Below are 17,071 nucleotides of genomic sequence, written 5' to 3' on the forward strand. Positions count from 1 at the left end.
GGGGTATTAATGGTTGGTTAATAGTTGCGGCTCGAATAGCGCAAGGCTGCCGAATATGATAGTAGCTAATACAACTACCGATATGATAGTCTGAATAGCGGTGAACTGGTTACGCTTTAGCGCTTGCGGGATTGTTGTGATTTCTTTAATTAGCTTTTTCATGATTTTGAGGGTTTGAGGATTATTTATTTATAATGAGGGATTTTTTGCTTTCAATTATTTCGCCTACTGTTTGTAGCAGCACTTTTTGACCGTCAATAAGCAGTTCATTGCAGTATTTAACCAGGTCAGTAGCCGGGGTATCTGCCGTACGGTCGCCGGTGCGAACCTTTTTAACATAGCTGGGAGATACACCAACTATGTCGGCAACCAGTTTTGCCGTAGGTGCAGGTAACACCAGCGTTGTAGATTTTTTGTTACAAGTGGATTTTATATTTTTATCTTTGGTCATGTTTGTGTTCCTTTGCGAACACAAAAGTGTAGATTTAAATCTAAATAAACAATAGGTAGTGTAGATTTTTTACTAAATAAAATGGCATCAGCGGAAAGGTTGTTACAATTTCTTGAAAAGCAAGGCATTAGCAAACGGAAGTTTTATACAACTGTCGAGGTTTCTAACGGCTATTTAGATAAATCTAAAAATATTAGCGCTGATATATTGGAGAGAATAATCTACAGTTATCCCGACATAAACATAATGTGGGTGATCACTGGTACCGGCGAAATGCTGAAAAGTGACGAAAAACCGGCAGATACCCCGACCTCAAACAACCACGTGCACGAGCCGGTAGTTACGATAAATACAAATACCCCTGTTACCATTAGCAAAGGCGCTGCAAGCAAACTGGAAAAAACTGTCCACCCTCCTGTCCACCCTCCTGTCATTTTACAACCAAAAATTATTACTGTAGATGGTGGCGGCTACGAAAATATTTTACATGTGTCTATTAGGTCGGCGGCAGGTTACTTAGCCGGACATTCCGACCCCGAATACCTTGAAAAGCTGCCATCTTTTAGGCTGCCCGGCCTTACTGGTAAAACGTACAGATCATTTGAAGCGGATGGCGATAGCATGGACCCGACAATCAAGCATGGGCAGATGGTTATAGGTGAATGGGTGGAAAGTTTGGAAGATATTAAAGATGATCGTGTGTATATTATTGTGACCAAAAACAGCCGTCCTGTTATCAAAAGGCTGTTAAATCGCATAAATACAAAGGGTTTGATAATAGCAAAGTCGGACGCTACCAACAATAGAGAGTTATATAAAAACTACACTATAAACCCCGATGATATCTTAGAAGTTTGGTACGCCCGTTTCCACGGAAGTTTCGATTTTCAGGCACCTGGTGATATGTGGAAGCGCGTTAATAACCACGAGGCTGATATAACGCTTTTACAAAGCACAGTTGACAAACTCATGAACGTTATTAAAACGGCTGGTTTGTTAAACGAATAGAACTTACCCCCTTTAAATGCCTTTAATTTTTTTTGCAAAATGGAAGGCAAATTAACCCTAATTGTACAAGTCGTTTTTACAGCACTTTGTAAAAACCGCCTTAATCGTACTAAAAACGGACTTTTTTATACTATCAATTATTACAAGTGGTTTTAACCCCCTTATCATGATATTTTCATCAACACTTATTAATATTACGTATCCATATAAAATTTCAAAAGCAGTTTTCCTGCAGCTATGAATAGCAAGATGATATTAATGTTAAATAATATTTATATTCGTTACCTTTATGAACAACCGGATCGATTTGACAGAACATGAGCTACTTAACTTACTGGAAGGTAAAAACATAGCCGCTTTCGATCAGATTTTTGAGAAATTTTACCGGCCGTTATGCTTTTTTGCCTCGCGCATTATTCATGACCCGGTTGATGCGCAAGACCTGGTACAGGATGTTTTTGTCAGGTTTTGGCAAAAAGAAAACCTGCCGGTTACTATAGATGCTATCAGATCTTACTTATATGTAAGCGTAAAGAACTCCTGTTTCAATCACCTTGAAAAAAACAGCGTTAAAATAGCTCACCGGCAAACCCTTATAAACACCGACATTGAGGAAGCCACCATTTTAAATAATATTATACAGGCCGAGGTGTTGAGACAGGTATTCGCTGCTGTTGATACTTTGCCCGAACAGTGCCGCAAAATTATCCGGATGGCATTTGAGGATGGCAAAAAAGCCAAAGAAATTGCCAGCGAGCTCGGCATTACCGTAAGTACGGTAAACAACCAAAAAATGCGGGGTCTTAGCTTGTTAAAAAACCGCCTGTCTGAAGAGGGCTTTGCCCTGGGAATGCTCCTGATATTACCCGGCATTGTAAACCATGTAAAGTAGGCATTAATAAAACATAAAATTTATTTCAATTTCCTTTAGATAAAACATTACCCTTTCCTGTTCTATCACCAAATACCGGTTATAGACGCATGGATAATTTTAAAGTAGACAGCCGATTAAGGATTTCTGATCTTATCAGCAATTATTTGAAAGGCAATTTAAGCGAGGCTGAGCATGCCGAGTTATTTTCGTGGGTTGAAGCCAGCGAAGAAAACAGCGCTTTATTTGATACGATCCTCAACGAAAACAACCTCGAAACCAACCATACCGAATACAATTTATTTGATACCGAACATGCTTTGGCCAATGTTAAAGCCAGGCTGCAGCCAACCAATGTTAAAACATTCGGGCTACATAGTAAATGGTTGCTTGCAGCAGCGGCAGCGGTTATTTTATGCCTGGCCGTTGGTATACCTGCTTACTTACACCGTTCATCGCAACAAGCCGTAGCTGTAATAAAAAAGGATCACGAAATTATCCCGGGTGGCAACAAAGCTATCCTCACATTAGCCAATGGCAGCAAGGTAGTTTTAAACGGTGCCGCTAATGGCAATATAGCAAACCAGGGCAGCACAACAATTAAAAAACTAAGCAATGGGGTGGTTGCCTACGATAAAAACAACCTATCAGGCACACAGCCCGCAGCTATTAGCTACAACGTGATGAGCACACCCCGCGGCGGGCAATATCACCTGATACTGGCCGACGGTACCAATGTTTGGCTTAACGCTGCGTCGTCCATAAAATTCCCTGTTTTATTTAATGGCAATGAGCGCAAAGTACAAATTACCGGCGAGGCATATTTTGAAGTTGCGCATGATAAAACCAAACCTTTCCGGGTTGAAAGCAACGGACAAACAGTTGAGGTTTTAGGTACGCATTTTAACGTAAATACCTATGCCGACGACAACGATATTAAAACTACGTTATTTGAAGGCAGTGTAAAGATAAAAACGGGCGATAAAAGCTACCTGCTTAAACCCGGCGAACAATCACATCTGAAAAATGGAGATATAAGTATTGCCCCGGCAGATATGGATGAGGCGCTGGCCTGGAAAAATGGCGTTTTCCATTTTAATGATGCCGGCATTGAATCGGTTATGAAGCAAATTAGCCGTTGGTATGATGTTGACGTAAAATATGAAGGAAAAATAAAAGAGCGCACTTTCTCGGGCGAAATATCCATGAACGTTAATGCTTCACAAATATTGGACGCCATGCGTTTCAAAAAAATCAATTATACGATAGAAGGCAAAACAATTACCGTAAAGCCCTAACCTAATAGTAAATTATTAATTAAAGCCAACTGAATGAATAAAAACATACAAAAAACGCCTTAGGCGCCCTCCACAAACACGGTTATTTTAAATAACCGCACCCCGACTGGCATCAGGGTACGGTAAATATTTGAGTTAACCCTTCCGGTAAACCGGAAAAACAAGCTTAGTGTACCTAACCATGTATTAACCCAAACTTCCCAAAAGTATGAAATTAAATGCTTTTTTAATGGCCATTCATAAACCATGGCTGCCCAAAAAAATCTTATTGGTTATGAAATTGACTACCCTATTTATGGTCATAGCCTTTATGCAATGCAGCGCGAGCGCGTTTAGTCAAAAGATTAACCTCAATGCTACAAACGTACCTTTAAAACAGGTGCTAAAGGAAATCAATAAACAGAATGGATATCTGTTTTTTTACGACACCAAAGATGTGCGCAATAAAAACATTACTGTAAATGTGAAAGATGCATCTGTAGACGAAGCTTTAAACGCTTGCCTGAAAAACCTGCCGTTAACTTACAAAATTGTAAACAACACCGTTTTTTTGCAAGAGAAAGACATTACCGCAATAAACCCGGTATCGCTTAACATTAAAGGCAAGGTAGTTGATGAAAAAGGCGAGCCTTTACCCGGTGCTACCATCAAGCTCAAGGGCACTACGCTGGGCGTAACAACCGATGCAAACGGCACTTTTAGCATTAATGTACCTGATGATAAAAGTATTTTAATTGTAAGCTTTGTTGGCTTTACACCTAAAGAAGTTACAGTTGGCAACAGCACTTTTTTAACGGTTAGCCTTAGTGAATCAGGCAAATTGAGCGAAGTTGTAGTAACCGCTTTGGGCGTTAAAAAAGCTGAAAAACAATTAGGTTACTCCATAAGCCAGGTTGGCGGCGAAGAAGTATCGCTAACCCGCGAGCCTACTTTTATAAACGCGTTGGAAGGTAAGGTAGCCGGTTTAGTTGTACAAAGCCCGCCAAACGGTCCGGGCGGTTCATCAAGGGTTATATTGCGTGGAAATTCTTCATTTTCGGGATCAAACCAACCTCTGTATGTTGTTGATGGGGTACCCATCAATAGCAGCACCCGCGAAAACAGCGATGATGGCGGCAAAGTTTATGGAGGATCTGACCCGGGCGATGGTTTATCATCTATCAACCCGGATGATATTGAAAGCATCAGCGTTTTAAAAGGCGCATCGGCAGCAGCCCTTTACGGCGGTGGCGCACAGGCCGGTGTTATTTTGATCACTACAAAAAAAGGCAAAAAAGGCCAGGGCCTTGGCATAAGCTTCAACAGCAACACTGTGTTGGAAAAAATGGTGCCTTATGATCATTTACAAACTGAATATGGCCGTGGTTACCTGGGCCGCCCGTATACACCTGCCGATTATAGCGACCCGATATTTTACGGGCAGCTTGCGGATAACTCAGGCGACGCGCCGGGATGGTCATGGGGTGGTAAGCTGGATGGCCGGCCATTTATAGATATTGACGGAAAAACAAAACCTTACGTATCTCAATCGGCAGCTAAAAACTTCGACCGTTTTTTTAAAACAGGCGTAACTACTACCAATAGCTTAGCCTTTACCAAAGGTACCGAAAACGGCTCATACAGGGTTTCGCTTTCACAAACACAAGATAACCTCCCTACTCCTGGCGAAAAATACGAAAGGTATAACGCCGTAATACGCGCTACTCAGGATTATGGCAGCAGGTTACATACCGATTTCAAGATAGACCTGTCAAGGACCCTGCGCGAAAACGCGCCGCTGTTACGTGGCGATGGCCGTGGCTCATTTGGCCTGGCGTATCCGCGTATTGCCAGTTCAACAGACATCACTTTGCTGGATGCTAAAACCCCGGATGGTAAATACCTGTCAACTTATAACGCCAACCCTTATGTGCAATTGGAGCAGGTAACCAATAATCAAACTCAAAACCGCATCCTGTCATCGGCCAATCTCACTTATGATATTACTAACCACTTGCATGCCAATTTAATTGCCGGTTACGATTATATATATACACCTGCATTATTTGTGGTACGTCCGAATAACGTAGTTAATACCGACGGTGTTTACCGCACTACTACTATTGAGCAGCAAAAGTCTGACGTTAGGGCAATGCTATCATACGATCATAAATTTTCAGACCTTACAGTGAATGCCTTTGCTGGTGCCGAATTGCAAAATTCACAACAATATTCACTGGATCTGTATGCCGAGGGATTGGCTGATCCTAACCTGTTAAACTTCAGCAATGCAAGCAATGTGCATGTGCCAACAGAGTCGCATACGCCAAGGTATAAAACCAATTCTGTTTTTGCCGATGTACAATTTGGATACAAGGATTACCTGTTTCTGGAGATAACCGGCCGTAACGATTGGTACTCGGCCTTGTCATCTACCCGCCCTAATTTTAAACCGAACCTGTTTTACCCATCGGCTAACTTAAGCTTTGTATTCACCGACGCATTAAAATTAGATCCGTCTGTATTATCATTTGGTAAAATAAGAGCATCCATAGGACAAACAAGCAGTAACCCTACGCCACAGCTTACAGACCTAACCTTTACGCTTAAGCCGCCTGTAAATGGCATTACCAATGCCGAACTTACCGGCGCAACCGTACCGCCGCCAAGTTTAAAACCCGAAACTACAACAGAAACAGAACTTGGTACCGAACTTAAATTTTTCCAAAACAGGATATCGGTTGATTTTGCTTACTACTACAAAAAGTCTGATAACTTTTTACTGCAATCAACAATCAGCAGTGCAACCACCTATAATTCATTGTACTTTAACGCTGGTTCAATGTATAACCGCGGGATAGAGCTGGCCATTAGCGGCAGCCCTATAAAAACCCAAAACTTTACCTGGAATGTTGCCATTAACGGTGCTAAAAACAAAAACATGGTAACCGCACTTGATCCTACAATCGGAGCTAACGGTATCTCCCATTATTACAACATTAAATCAAAAGTAGGATACCCACTGGGCTCTATCTTCGGCAGTACATTTTTGAAAAATGCCCAGGGACAAGACGTGTATGTACCTGTAAATTCAAGGTATGGCACATCTGATGCATCGCAGCCAAATAACGCGGTTATCAAGGACGTTAATAACAATGAAAGCTATCTGGGGTCACCAAATCCAAATTGGGCTGGCGGTATAACCAATACTTTCAATTATAAAAACTTCTCCTTCAGCTTCCTTATCGACGGCCAGTTTGGCGGACAGATTTACGAAGCAGGTGCCCGGTGGACAAACTATTTTGGTAATTCAGAAGCATCACTTCTTGGCCGCGACGGTACCTACATACCTAACGGTGTTATCAATACCGGTACAGCGTCGGCTCCTGTTTACGTGAAAAACACGCTGCCATATAGTCCTTATATCCAATACAATGATGGTGGCAATGCCGATAAAAGCGCCGATGAAGCTAATGTGTTTAGCCGTACTTTTGTCAAATTCAGGCAAATTTCACTCGGTTATTCATTACCGCAAAGCTTGTTAAACAGCAGTCATATCCGCTCGGTTACACTTTCACTTATTGCCCGTAACCTTTTCTATATTAAGAAAGACCTGCCAACCTTTGATCCTGAAGCATCAGATAGTATTGCCCAGGGTTATGGCTATGACAGCGGCGCGCTGCCAACAAGCCGCACTTTCGGCTTTAATTTAAATGTTACCTTTTAATTATACAGAAAGGAGAAAATCATGAAAAATTCAATAAACAGCATATTACTATTCTTCGTTATTGTAACGGTGCTTTCGGGCTGTACAAAAAACTTTGCGAAGTACAACTTAAACCCCGATGCCATAACTACCATTGATCCGGGAGCCTTGCTTTCTGACGCTGAGGTTAATACATCAGCTGTAGATATGTTTCCGCGTACAGCTTATTGCCACGCTTTTATGCAGTACGGTTATGCAAATGATTGGCCAGGTACTGCTTACGTTGCAACTGATGATGTATCACAACGTTACTGGAACAACTTTTACCGGCCGGCGCTAAATGACCTTGAATACGTTGTACCGGTATTAAAAGCCCGTACCGATTTGCAGTCAACTTATGCTGCCGCCCGGATATGGAGGGTATTTATCTATCAAAAATTAACCGATTATTATGGCGATATCCCATACAGCCAGGCAGGCAAAGCTTTAAGCGATAAGGTATTTACGCCTGTATATGATCCGCAGCAACAGATCTACACTGATTTTATAAAAGAACTTAGGGAATCTATCATACTTTTAACAAACAACTCCAATCAAAAAGTAAGCGGCGACCAGTTTTATGGTGGCAATGCCGCGCAATGGAAAAAGCTGGCTTCATCCATGCTGCTGAGAATAGGTATGCGTTTGATTAAGGTTGACCCTACGCAGGCATCAACATTGGCCAAAGAAGCCATTGCCGATGGTGTGATGAGCAGCAATGCCGATATGCCTGTTTTAATGCACAATGCCGCCGCGCCAAACGGTTTTAACTTTACATTGAACGACGGACAAAATGATTTCTTCCTCCATAAAACCCTCGTAACCGAAATGAAGGTTGCCGGAGATCCGCGTTTATTTGTATATGGCGGTGTTTACAATACATTCATAGCTAACAGCGGTCAAAAAGCTACCCCGGTTGATACTACTCAATTTAATGGTTACAGCTTTAATGCTAACGACCCGGCACCAAATACCAGGGTTAATTATGATGCCTTTGGCCAAAAAGAAACCCCATTTTTTGACTTTGCTTATGCTGAGGTTGAGTTTTTAACAGCAGAAGCTATTGTGCGCGGCTACGTTACAGGCAGCGCCAACGACCATTACCAGGCAGGTATCAGGGCGCATATGCAGTCGTTATCAAAATTATCGGGAAGCCCGGTTATTACCGAAACACAGATAAGTGATTACCTGACAAAAAATCCATTACCGGCAGCATCTGAAGCACAGATAGCCAAGATAAACACCGAGTTTTGGGTGGCTGGTTTTGTTTTTGATGCCGATGAGGTTTGGGCCAACTGGAGGCGCACCGGCTACCCTGTGTTAACGCCAAACCCAGGCACAAGCGGCGGTATCCCGCGTAAAATACCTTATCCGCAATCGGAGTTTAATTTAAACAATGCCAACGTAACCGCGGCGATAGCCAATTACGGCGGCACCAATAATTTTAATCCTAAAGCTCGTGTTTGGTGGGATAAATAATTCAGCATTAATTTAGGTAAAGGGCCGCCTCCGGTTTTACCGGGGCGGCTTTATTTTGTTAGTAGGAGTTAATTGATTGATGAGATAATAACCCTCTACACTAATATTAAATATGTTACGTTGAAGCAAGCGGGGAAATCATTTCCGCAGGTTATTTTTAATTTAATCCCGCAAATAATAATTATAAAATTGAAAAATTTCCCGTTCGATACTGTGTCACTTGATGCCGACGAGGTACAAGCACTTGAAGATACTTACAAAGAGCTTAAAAGAAAATTCAATATCGGCTTGCCGAATAAATCAGAACACCACATCAACAAATTTGAAATATTTAATAACATTCCAGACGCAAAATTAGGAGGTACTTTACTCGTCAACTATCCTTCGGCAAATTGTTATCTGAACTTTGTTAAATTCAGTTATCAAAATAGCATGGGCGGTCGTGGTGGTAAGGGTGGGCAGGTTACCCAGTATGATAAATACCAGGTATGGGCATTTGCAGATTTAAAATCAGATTTTGGAAGGGTATTGATCAGAAGAAAAACATTTACTGACAGAGTATTAGAAATATTTCACCCTGTTGAGCTTAAATTTAATAACGACAAAACGTTCAGCAATCATTTCTACGTTGTTGCTAACGATAATGAAAAAGCGAAAGCGGCCATGACTTCAGCTTTCAGGAATGTTCTTGTTGAAATGATGTATAAAGACTTCGTGGTAGAGATCATCAACACAACCATAGTTATACGCACAATTCAACCAGTCACTCCTGAGCATACGGTTCATTTAGCTGAGTTTGTAAATAAACTCTCAGAGCTTACTTAGTTGAAATGAAGAAATTTACAGTCTTGTTAAGGAGGCTTTTGAGTATAAAAGTTATTTTCTCTCAGCAAAATCAAACAAGGTGCCCGGTGTTTTATGCAAAAAATCCCCTCTGGAAAGAAGCGCGTAGAACGTGGGTAGCAGGAGCGTGTTTCTACTATAGGCTTATCAAAACAGCCCCTCTCTCAGGCTACTGTGTGTACACATCTTATAAAAAATGTCATTTCGATAGAGCAGGGGCGGGCTGAGAGGTGGAGCGAAAGAGAAATCTTCTACATCGGACTCTACAATTATACCTGTAAAAGCAGAGCGTAGAAGATTTCTCCTCACCTCCGATGCGCAAACCCCTACCCTTGGTTCGTCGAAATGACATTTTTTATTAATGCTAAAATTAAAAAGATGTGTACACACAGTAGCTCTCTCAGGAGGGGAATCGCTCAATTCCGCGCTTTTTTTTCTTAAGTTAACCGCTATGGGTGGACCACAAGTATGATCATCCTTTTTTGATCAATCGTTTATCAAAAGTAAAAGGCCGTACATCTTCAATTTTCAATAGGGTAACATCAGGGTGCATGGGATTTATCAACACATTTTTAGCCAGGGGATCAATAACACTTGGAATATAAAGCAGCAACGCACTCTTTGATGTGAGCCAGGCATTACCTATCCTTTTTAATATTGCCGGTGCAGGATAACTATTCCAGTCGGCGGGTAGTTGAGCTATATCTAATTCTTCGCTACCGGTTGTATCCGGTACAATAATGCTCATAATCACAAGATCGTTATGAATTTCTTCGGGTTGCAGGTGCACCAATACTTCCAGAATAGCAGTTGATGAATTGACAGACGAATATATAACCGGAATATGGTCATGCCAACGAGCGGAAGACAGCAAACCTCCCCTGCCCGATAAATCATTAGCATACTTTTCCCTTGTAATACGATAGAGGATCATGAATAAAAACCGTATTCAATTTGCGAAAGCACATCATTAACCATTCTTAAACCTTCGCTTGTATCAAGTAACTCTAAGGGCTGTTTATCGCCTAATGCCATATTCGGGCGCATTAGCCACTTATCAACCGTTGCACCATCACCTAAAATATCAAGCCCGCGGGTATAAATGCGTGTAAACTCATAAAGAAAATTTGATTGCTCCGGCGACAAGCGGTCATCTTTCCCGTAGCGACTAAGCTGCCGCGGGCTGATATGGAGTATATTAGAAAGCTGTGTTTTGGAAACATTCGTTTTTTCTAAAATGCTATCAATCGCCAGTCTTGGTATTCCAACTCTTATACAATCAATTGCATCACTATCCATATCACACTTCATATGGTTTTTAATATACTCGTGGGGAAAAAGGAACGAAAAAACGTGCCATGCATAAGGCTCCCCAATCTTAAGATCGGCTATATTTAACTTCTTCGGATGATTAGCTACCCCTGCCATAATGTCCACTAATATAAAGACAAATGTCTCAAAATCAAAATTTGTTTTTATAACTCAATTGCAATCATAAAACTTCTAATATCTAACTGCCCCCTGCTTATACATATTTAATAGCGTTTTCATACATACTGTAACTTAATATCTTTGCCAGTATTAAAAAAAACCTCTACTTTTGTGCGCTTATCGACATTTATTTGCGTGCTAATGCCTGAACAACATCCACCGGAATCCATATTTAGCCAGCTTAACGCTTTCGGGCATAAGAAAGTTGTTTTTTGTACCGACCCGGATACTAATCTCAAAGCTATTATTGCTATCCACAATACAACGCTTGGCCCTGCTTTTGGCGGCGTGCGTATGTGGGCTTACAAAACCGAGGGCGAAGCACTTGATGATGTATTGCGTTTAGCTAAAAGCATGACCTATAAAGCATCTATTGCAGGCTTGAACCTTGGTGGCGGCTATTCGGTAATCATCGGCGATTCGAGGCAGGATAAAACCGAGGCCTTGCTGCGTAAATTTGGTCGGTTTGTAAAAAACCTTAACGGCGAATTTATTGCTGCCGAAGACGTGGGCACTAACCCGCGCGACATGGAGTACATTAAAATGGAAACTAACCATGTTACCGGCGCACCCGAAAATATCGGCGGTAGCGGCGACCCCTCTCCTATTACTGCGTTGGGGGTGTTGATGGGCATCAAAGCCTGCGTACGTGAAATGTACGGCAGCGACAGCTTAACAGGCAAATCGGTAATAGTTCAGGGAATTGGCCATGTGGGCGAAAACCTGGTGCGCCTACTCAGGGATGAAAATGTAAAGGTTTATGCCAGCGATATAAATGAGGAACGGGTAATCCAAATCTCGAAAAAATATGGCGCGCAGGCGGTATCAAACAATAATATCTTTGATATCGATGCCGATATTTACGCACCGTGTGCTATGGGCGGTACTGTGAATGCGCAAACTATTGCTAAGTTGAAATGCGGTATAATTGCCGGCTCGGCCAATAACCAGCTGCTTGACGAAAGCGTTCACGGCAAAATGCTGCTTGATAAAGGCGTACTTTTTGCGCCCGACTATGTGATCAACGCAGGTGGTATCATCACCGGCTATTCGGAGTTGATGAACTTTAATAAAAAGCGCACTTTACAGCTTACCGAAAACATCTACGAAGCCACGCGTAACGTTTTAAAGCTGTCAAAAGCCGAAAATATTCCAACTATTAACGCGGCCAATAAAATTGCCGAAAAACGTATTGAGGATATCAGGAAAGTAAAATCATCCTATTAAAACAATTAAATTTTATATAAACCGTTTGCACTAAGCAAACCAAATCGTTCTTACAAAAATGTTAAACAGAAGGCACCTCCGGGTAAAGGTATTACAGGCACTGTACGCGTATCATCAATCAGATACGAAAGACGTGAAGCTATTTGAAAAAAATATGCTGAGCAGCATAGACCAGGTTTACGAAATGTACATCTGGATGCTATCATTAATTAATGAAGTAGTAAGTTTTGCTGCTAATGACGCACAGGAACGCGCCAACAAACACCTGCCCACCGCCGATGACTTAAATGCAAACCTTAAAATACTCACTAACAGGTTTATCCTGAGCCTGAATGACAATAAGGAATACATTACAGCCTGGAAAAAATACAAAGTTGACTGGACCTTTGAGCCCGAACTTGCAAAATCGCTTTTTATTATCCTTAAAAACTCGCCTGAGTACGCTGAGTATCTTGCTAAAACAGGTGATACGCTGCAAACAGACAAGGATATCATTAAATTCATTTTCAAAAAAGTTATTCTTAAATCATCACTGGCCGAGCAGGTTTTTGAAGACAGGTTTATTTTTTGGCCTGTAGATAAAGACGTACTTCAGGCACTTATCGCCAAAACGTTTAAAAACTTTTCAAATGATGATTACAAGCTTAACCAGCTTGCCGAAATTACCGGCAACTGGGTTGAAGACCGTGAGTTTGTGGTAAACCTGTTTCAGCAAAGCGTAAGGTATAATGATGCTTACCATGAGCTGATAGCTGCTAAAACCCAAAACTGGGAGCCCGAGCGTATTGCCATGATGGATACTTTGCTGATGAAAATGGCTATAACCGAGTTTATCAATTTTAACTCGATCCCTGTTAAAGTTACCATAAACGAGTATCTTGAAATATCAAAAGAGTTCAGCACGCCTAAGAGTAATTCGTTTATAAACGGTATCTTGGACAAGATTTTAATAGAGCTTAAAGCCGAAAACAAGATCAAAAAAATAGGCCGCGGCTTAATAGAATAATATTAAAAATGAAAAAACTATTTTTAAGCTTGGTAGCAGCCGGCATGTTATTTTCGGCCTGCAACAGCAGCAATGGCAGTACCGCTGATAATACATCAAAAACCGGTGCCGATAGCGCCGCAACTGCAGCAAATGCCCCGGTAGCTAAATTTGAAAAAGAAAGCCACGATTTTGGCAAGATCAAAGAGGGTGATAAAGTATCATATGATTTCAAGTTCACCAATACCGGTAAATCGCCATTGATTATTACCAATGCGCGTGCTACTTGTGGCTGTACTACCCCTACCTGGCCAAAAGCTCCGGTTAAACCCGGCGAAAGCGGCGTGATCAGCGTTACCTTTAACAGTGCCGGTAAAAGCGGTTTACAGGATAAACAAATAACCGTTACAGCTAACACCCAGCCTGCCGAAACTATGGTGCATTTAATTGGCGAGGTTTTAAAAAAATAACAATTAATTTAAACAAATGATAGCTACTATTTTATTACAAGCCTCAGCAGGCGGCGGCTTGGGCAGCTACGGATCATTGGTACCAATGGTACTGATCATCGTAGTATTTTATTTTTTCATGATCCGCCCGCAGGTTAAAAAGCAAAAAGATCAAAAGAAATACGTTGACGAACTTAAAAAAGGCGACAGGGTTGTAACTACAGCCGGCATTCACGGCCGTATTGTAGATTTAAACGACACTACTTTTTTAGTTGAAGTTGATAATGGCAAAATCCGTTTCGATAAATCGGCCATATCACTTGATGCTTCAAAAGCATTGAATACACCAGTGGTTGAAAAGAAAGCTTAATTTTTTTAGGCGAAAGGTTAAAGGTAAAAGGCGAAAGGTAGAAGTTGCTTTTAGCCAAATCACATAACCTCCAAGAATATAAAAAAGGATGAAAGGTTAAAGGTAAAGGAATACACAAATGGTGTTTGACCTTTCACCTTTAACCTTTCGCCTTTAACCTAAAAACAAATATGGCAATAGTAAAATTATCGGCAACAGAACGCAGGCGGCTCTCGGTATTTTTTACCTGTTTGTCGCTGGCTATCGTCGCCTGGATTTTTACTACCCTGTCCGATCCGCTTCCTTATAAGGTAAAAAAGGTTTTAACTTTCAAAAACGCCCCGCAAAGGCGGGCGTTCCATTCGCTTCAGCCCGATACTGTTGATGCTACTATACAGGGTAATGGCTGGCAAATGCTTTTCTCCAAAATTAACAGCGATAATAAGCCCTTAGTGGTTGATCTCAGATCGCTCGAAACCCGCAACTATGTGGTTATCGACAGCGTGCAGCTCAAGCAGATCAATTTGGGAAAAGACCCTGCCAACCGTGTTTCGTCAATTGATCCGGATACGCTTTATTTTGATTTCAGCAACCGGCTTATCAAAAAGGTACCTGTTCAGCTTACTATGGGCGTTAGTTATCAAAAGCAATTTGCCATATCGGGTAATATTACTGTAAGACCAGCCTATGTAACCGTGAGCGGGCCCATTGAGCGCCTGAAGGAGATCACTTCGTGGAAAACCGATTCGCTTAAGTTTGATAACGTTAATGAAACCATTAATACCAGGGTTAATTTAAAGCCCAGTAATGAGGGAAACCTGAATGTTTATCCCCGATCTGTCCAGGCTATCATCCCCGTTGATGAATTTACCGAAAAAACGTTGGAGATCCCCGTAAAACTGATCAATAACAACAACTATTACAACGTAAAAGTATTTCCTCAAAAAATTAAAGTAACCTTTACCACATCTTTAAACCGGTATGCCGATATTGACGAAGACTTGTTTGAAGCCGTTGCCGATCTTAACCTTTGGCGCGATAAAGGCTACACAGCGCTGCCCGTAAAACTTATCCATTTGCCGCCTTTTTGTAAAGTGGTAAGGATAGCCCCTGCCAACATTGACTTCTATATAAAAAAATAATGCTTAAAGTAGGTTTAACAGGTAATATAGGCAGCGGCAAATCCACCGTAGCCAAAGTGTTTGAATTACTTGGCATCCCTGTTTTTTATGCCGATGATGAAGCCAAAAAAGTAATGGTTACCGACCACTTACTTATTGACGGCATTAAACAAACTTTTGGTAAAGAAGCTTATTTTGATGACGGCAGCCTCAACCGCTCATACATATCAGGAATTGTTTTTAACAGCAAACCCGAACTTGAAAAGCTTAATGCACTGGTGCACCCTGCTGTGTTCAGGGCCTTTGATAGTTTTGACATCCTGCACAGGAATGCGCCTTATGTAATTCGCGAGGCGGCTATCTTATTTGAAAGCGGCTCATACAAAATGTGCGACAGGGCAATCATGATCACTGCGCCGCTTGAAACCCGCATTGCCCGCGTTATGGAACGCGATGGCATCAGTCGCGCCGATGTTGAAAACCGCGAAGCCCGCCAGCTATCGCAGGATGAAAAGCTGAAGCTGGCCAATGATGTAATTATTAACGACGGTAAACAGCTGGTTATTCCCCAGGTAATAGCGCTGCATGAACTGTACTTATCACTTGCCCGCAATTAATGATACTTGACGATTTTGTTTTTTTTGACGAGAATGGGCTGTATTGTAAATACGGCGACTTTTATATCGACCCGCAACAGCCTGTAAAAACTGCAGTAATATCCCATGCCCATGCTGATCATGCCATAAGCGGCAACAACACCGTTCATTGTACCCGGGCAACAGCAAGCATCATGCAATTAAGGTATGACCGTACAGCGGCCAAAGTTTTTAATATCGCAGCTTTTAATGAACCGTTTAAAATAGGTAAGGTAACGGTAACGCTGATCCCTGCCGGGCATATGCTTGGTTCGGCCCAGGTACTGATGGAATATGAAGGCGCAAGGTATCTGTACACCGGCGACTATAAGCTACAGCCCGATGCTACCTGTGAGCCTATTGAATGGGTTACTACCGATGTGCTGATAACTGAAAGTACATTTGCTAATCCGGAGATTATCCACCCCGACCCGGTTGCCGAAATCATGAAGATCAATGATATTAAGAGTAATATTTTATTGGGCGCTTATGCCCTCGGCAAAAGTCAGCGGTTAATAAACCTCATTACCGAGCACGCACCTCAAAAAAAGATCCTGGTGCATCACAAAATAATGCCCATTAACGCCATTTATGAAAAAATGGGCTTTCACCCCGGCAAGTATCAAATTTACGGGCGCAAGCTAATGAAGGTGCAGGATGAGTTTGTTTATATAGTACCACCGTTTACCTTTGATAGCTATATCCGCGCCACAGGTGTTAAGCGCCTGTTTGCCTCAGGATGGAAAAACCTGCAGGTAAATAACCAGGATACCCTCTTTATATCCGACCATGTTGACTGGAACGATATCCTGCAAACCATAGCAAATACCAACCCTAAACAGGTATGGACACTTCACGGTAAGGGCGATCATCTGAAAGCTTATCTTAAAGATGATATATTTGTAAAAATTCTCAACTGATGTTGCAGGAAGGCGTTGATTATTATATTAATGAAGACGGCAATTTTGTTTTTACTGAAGCCTATCACCTAAAGCGTGGCTATTGTTGTAAAAACAAATGCAAGCATTGTCCCTGGGGTTACGGCAAGCAAAAATTGTCCGGAAATAACACAGAATCAGGCAACAACGATAAAATAAATCAACGTTAAATCAAAAATATTTAAACATATTTGTATCCCAT

At 41.6% G+C, this 17,071-nt stretch carries 18 protein-coding genes; 14 read left to right on the plus strand and 4 right to left on the minus strand.

The annotated features are described in order from the left end of the window. Positions 1–6: 6 nt before the first annotated feature. Positions 7–162, minus strand: coding sequence for a hypothetical protein (locus MTO98_RS26775; RefSeq protein ID WP_243482051.1), 156 nt, complete (start codon positions 160–162; stop codon positions 7–9). 19 nt (positions 163–181) lie between these two features. Then, positions 182–451: a hypothetical protein gene (locus tag MTO98_RS26780; protein WP_243482052.1), complete on the minus strand. Its 270-nt coding sequence runs from the start codon at positions 449–451 to the stop codon at positions 182–184. Positions 452–532: 81 nt separating this feature from the next. Here MTO98_RS26780 and MTO98_RS26785 point away from each other — a divergent pair, with 81 nt between their 5' ends. The 6 genes from MTO98_RS26785 to MTO98_RS26810 all read left to right on the plus strand — a co-directional run bounded on the left by MTO98_RS26785 (position 533) and on the right by MTO98_RS26810 (position 9,656). Beyond that, positions 533–1,459, plus strand: coding sequence for a S24/S26 family peptidase (locus MTO98_RS26785; protein ID WP_243482053.1), 927 nt, complete (start codon positions 533–535; stop codon positions 1,457–1,459). 289 nt (positions 1,460–1,748) lie between these two features. Next, the gene (locus tag MTO98_RS26790) at positions 1,749–2,351 is read left to right on the plus strand and encodes an RNA polymerase sigma-70 factor (protein WP_243482054.1); all 603 of its coding nucleotides are present in this window, start codon (positions 1,749–1,751) and stop codon (positions 2,349–2,351) included. Between the two features lie 89 nt (positions 2,352–2,440). Further along, entirely contained in the window at positions 2,441–3,628 is a 1,188-nt protein-coding gene (locus MTO98_RS26795; protein ID WP_243482055.1) for a FecR family protein, read from the plus strand. A 274-nt stretch (positions 3,629–3,902) separates the two neighbouring features. After that, positions 3,903–7,334 carry a SusC/RagA family TonB-linked outer membrane protein gene (locus tag MTO98_RS26800; protein WP_243482056.1) on the plus strand — a complete coding sequence of 1,144 codons (3,432 nt, stop codon included), beginning with the start codon at positions 3,903–3,905 and terminating at the stop codon, positions 7,332–7,334. 21 nt (positions 7,335–7,355) lie between these two features. Further along, a complete protein-coding gene (locus MTO98_RS26805; RefSeq protein ID WP_243482057.1) occupies positions 7,356–8,831 on the plus strand; it encodes a SusD/RagB family nutrient-binding outer membrane lipoprotein in 1,476 nt (491 codons plus the stop codon). Between the two features lie 189 nt (positions 8,832–9,020). Beyond that, positions 9,021–9,656, plus strand: coding sequence for a hypothetical protein (locus MTO98_RS26810; RefSeq protein WP_243482058.1), 636 nt, complete (start codon positions 9,021–9,023; stop codon positions 9,654–9,656). Positions 9,657–10,146: 490 nt separating this feature from the next. Here MTO98_RS26810 and MTO98_RS26815 read toward each other — a convergent pair whose 3' ends face one another. Together MTO98_RS26815 and MTO98_RS26820 are read right to left on the minus strand one after the other, a co-directional pair. Then, positions 10,147–10,608, minus strand: a complete 462-nt coding sequence (locus tag MTO98_RS26815; RefSeq protein ID WP_243482059.1) for an RES family NAD+ phosphorylase — start codon at positions 10,606–10,608, stop codon at positions 10,147–10,149. Beyond that, positions 10,605–11,102 (minus strand): antitoxin Xre/MbcA/ParS toxin-binding domain-containing protein, encoded by a 498-nt coding sequence (locus MTO98_RS26820; protein ID WP_243482060.1) that lies wholly within the window; start codon positions 11,100–11,102, stop codon positions 10,605–10,607. Before MTO98_RS26820 ends, MTO98_RS26815 begins: the two co-directional genes overlap by 4 nt. Before the next feature lie 204 nt (positions 11,103–11,306). On the opposite strand from MTO98_RS26820, the gene MTO98_RS26825 reads away from it, so the two are divergent. The 8 genes from MTO98_RS26825 (at position 11,307) to MTO98_RS26860 (ending at position 17,039) form a co-directional block, all read left to right on the plus strand. Then, positions 11,307–12,392, plus strand: a complete 1,086-nt coding sequence (locus tag MTO98_RS26825; RefSeq protein WP_243482061.1) for a Glu/Leu/Phe/Val dehydrogenase — start codon at positions 11,307–11,309, stop codon at positions 12,390–12,392. A gap of 58 nt (positions 12,393–12,450) precedes the next feature. Beyond that, positions 12,451–13,398 carry a transcription antitermination factor NusB gene (nusB, locus tag MTO98_RS26830; protein WP_243482062.1) on the plus strand — a complete coding sequence of 316 codons (948 nt, stop codon included), beginning with the start codon at positions 12,451–12,453 and terminating at the stop codon, positions 13,396–13,398. Between the two features lie 8 nt (positions 13,399–13,406). Continuing rightward, positions 13,407–13,847 carry a DUF1573 domain-containing protein gene (locus MTO98_RS26835; protein ID WP_243482063.1) on the plus strand — a complete coding sequence of 147 codons (441 nt, stop codon included), beginning with the start codon at positions 13,407–13,409 and terminating at the stop codon, positions 13,845–13,847. A gap of 16 nt (positions 13,848–13,863) precedes the next feature. Beyond that, positions 13,864–14,196 (plus strand): preprotein translocase subunit YajC, encoded by a 333-nt coding sequence (gene yajC, locus MTO98_RS26840; RefSeq protein ID WP_243482064.1) that lies wholly within the window; start codon positions 13,864–13,866, stop codon positions 14,194–14,196. Positions 14,197–14,366: 170 nt separating this feature from the next. Continuing rightward, positions 14,367–15,317 (plus strand): YbbR-like domain-containing protein, encoded by a 951-nt coding sequence (locus tag MTO98_RS26845; RefSeq protein ID WP_243482065.1) that lies wholly within the window; start codon positions 14,367–14,369, stop codon positions 15,315–15,317. Continuing rightward, positions 15,317–15,913: a dephospho-CoA kinase gene (gene coaE / locus MTO98_RS26850; RefSeq protein WP_243482066.1), complete on the plus strand. Its 597-nt coding sequence runs from the start codon at positions 15,317–15,319 to the stop codon at positions 15,911–15,913. Before MTO98_RS26845 ends, coaE begins: the two co-directional genes overlap by 1 nt. Continuing rightward, positions 15,913–16,851, plus strand: coding sequence for an MBL fold metallo-hydrolase (locus tag MTO98_RS26855; RefSeq protein WP_243482067.1), 939 nt, complete (start codon positions 15,913–15,915; stop codon positions 16,849–16,851). Before coaE ends, MTO98_RS26855 begins: the two co-directional genes overlap by 1 nt. Continuing rightward, a complete protein-coding gene (locus MTO98_RS26860) occupies positions 16,851–17,039 on the plus strand; it encodes a DUF5522 domain-containing protein (RefSeq protein ID WP_243482068.1) in 189 nt (62 codons plus the stop codon). Before MTO98_RS26855 ends, MTO98_RS26860 begins: the two co-directional genes overlap by 1 nt. Positions 17,040–17,071: the final 32 nt, after the last annotated feature.

The organism is Mucilaginibacter sp. SMC90, assembly GCF_022811725.1.
Taxonomy (GTDB): domain Bacteria; phylum Bacteroidota; class Bacteroidia; order Sphingobacteriales; family Sphingobacteriaceae; genus Mucilaginibacter.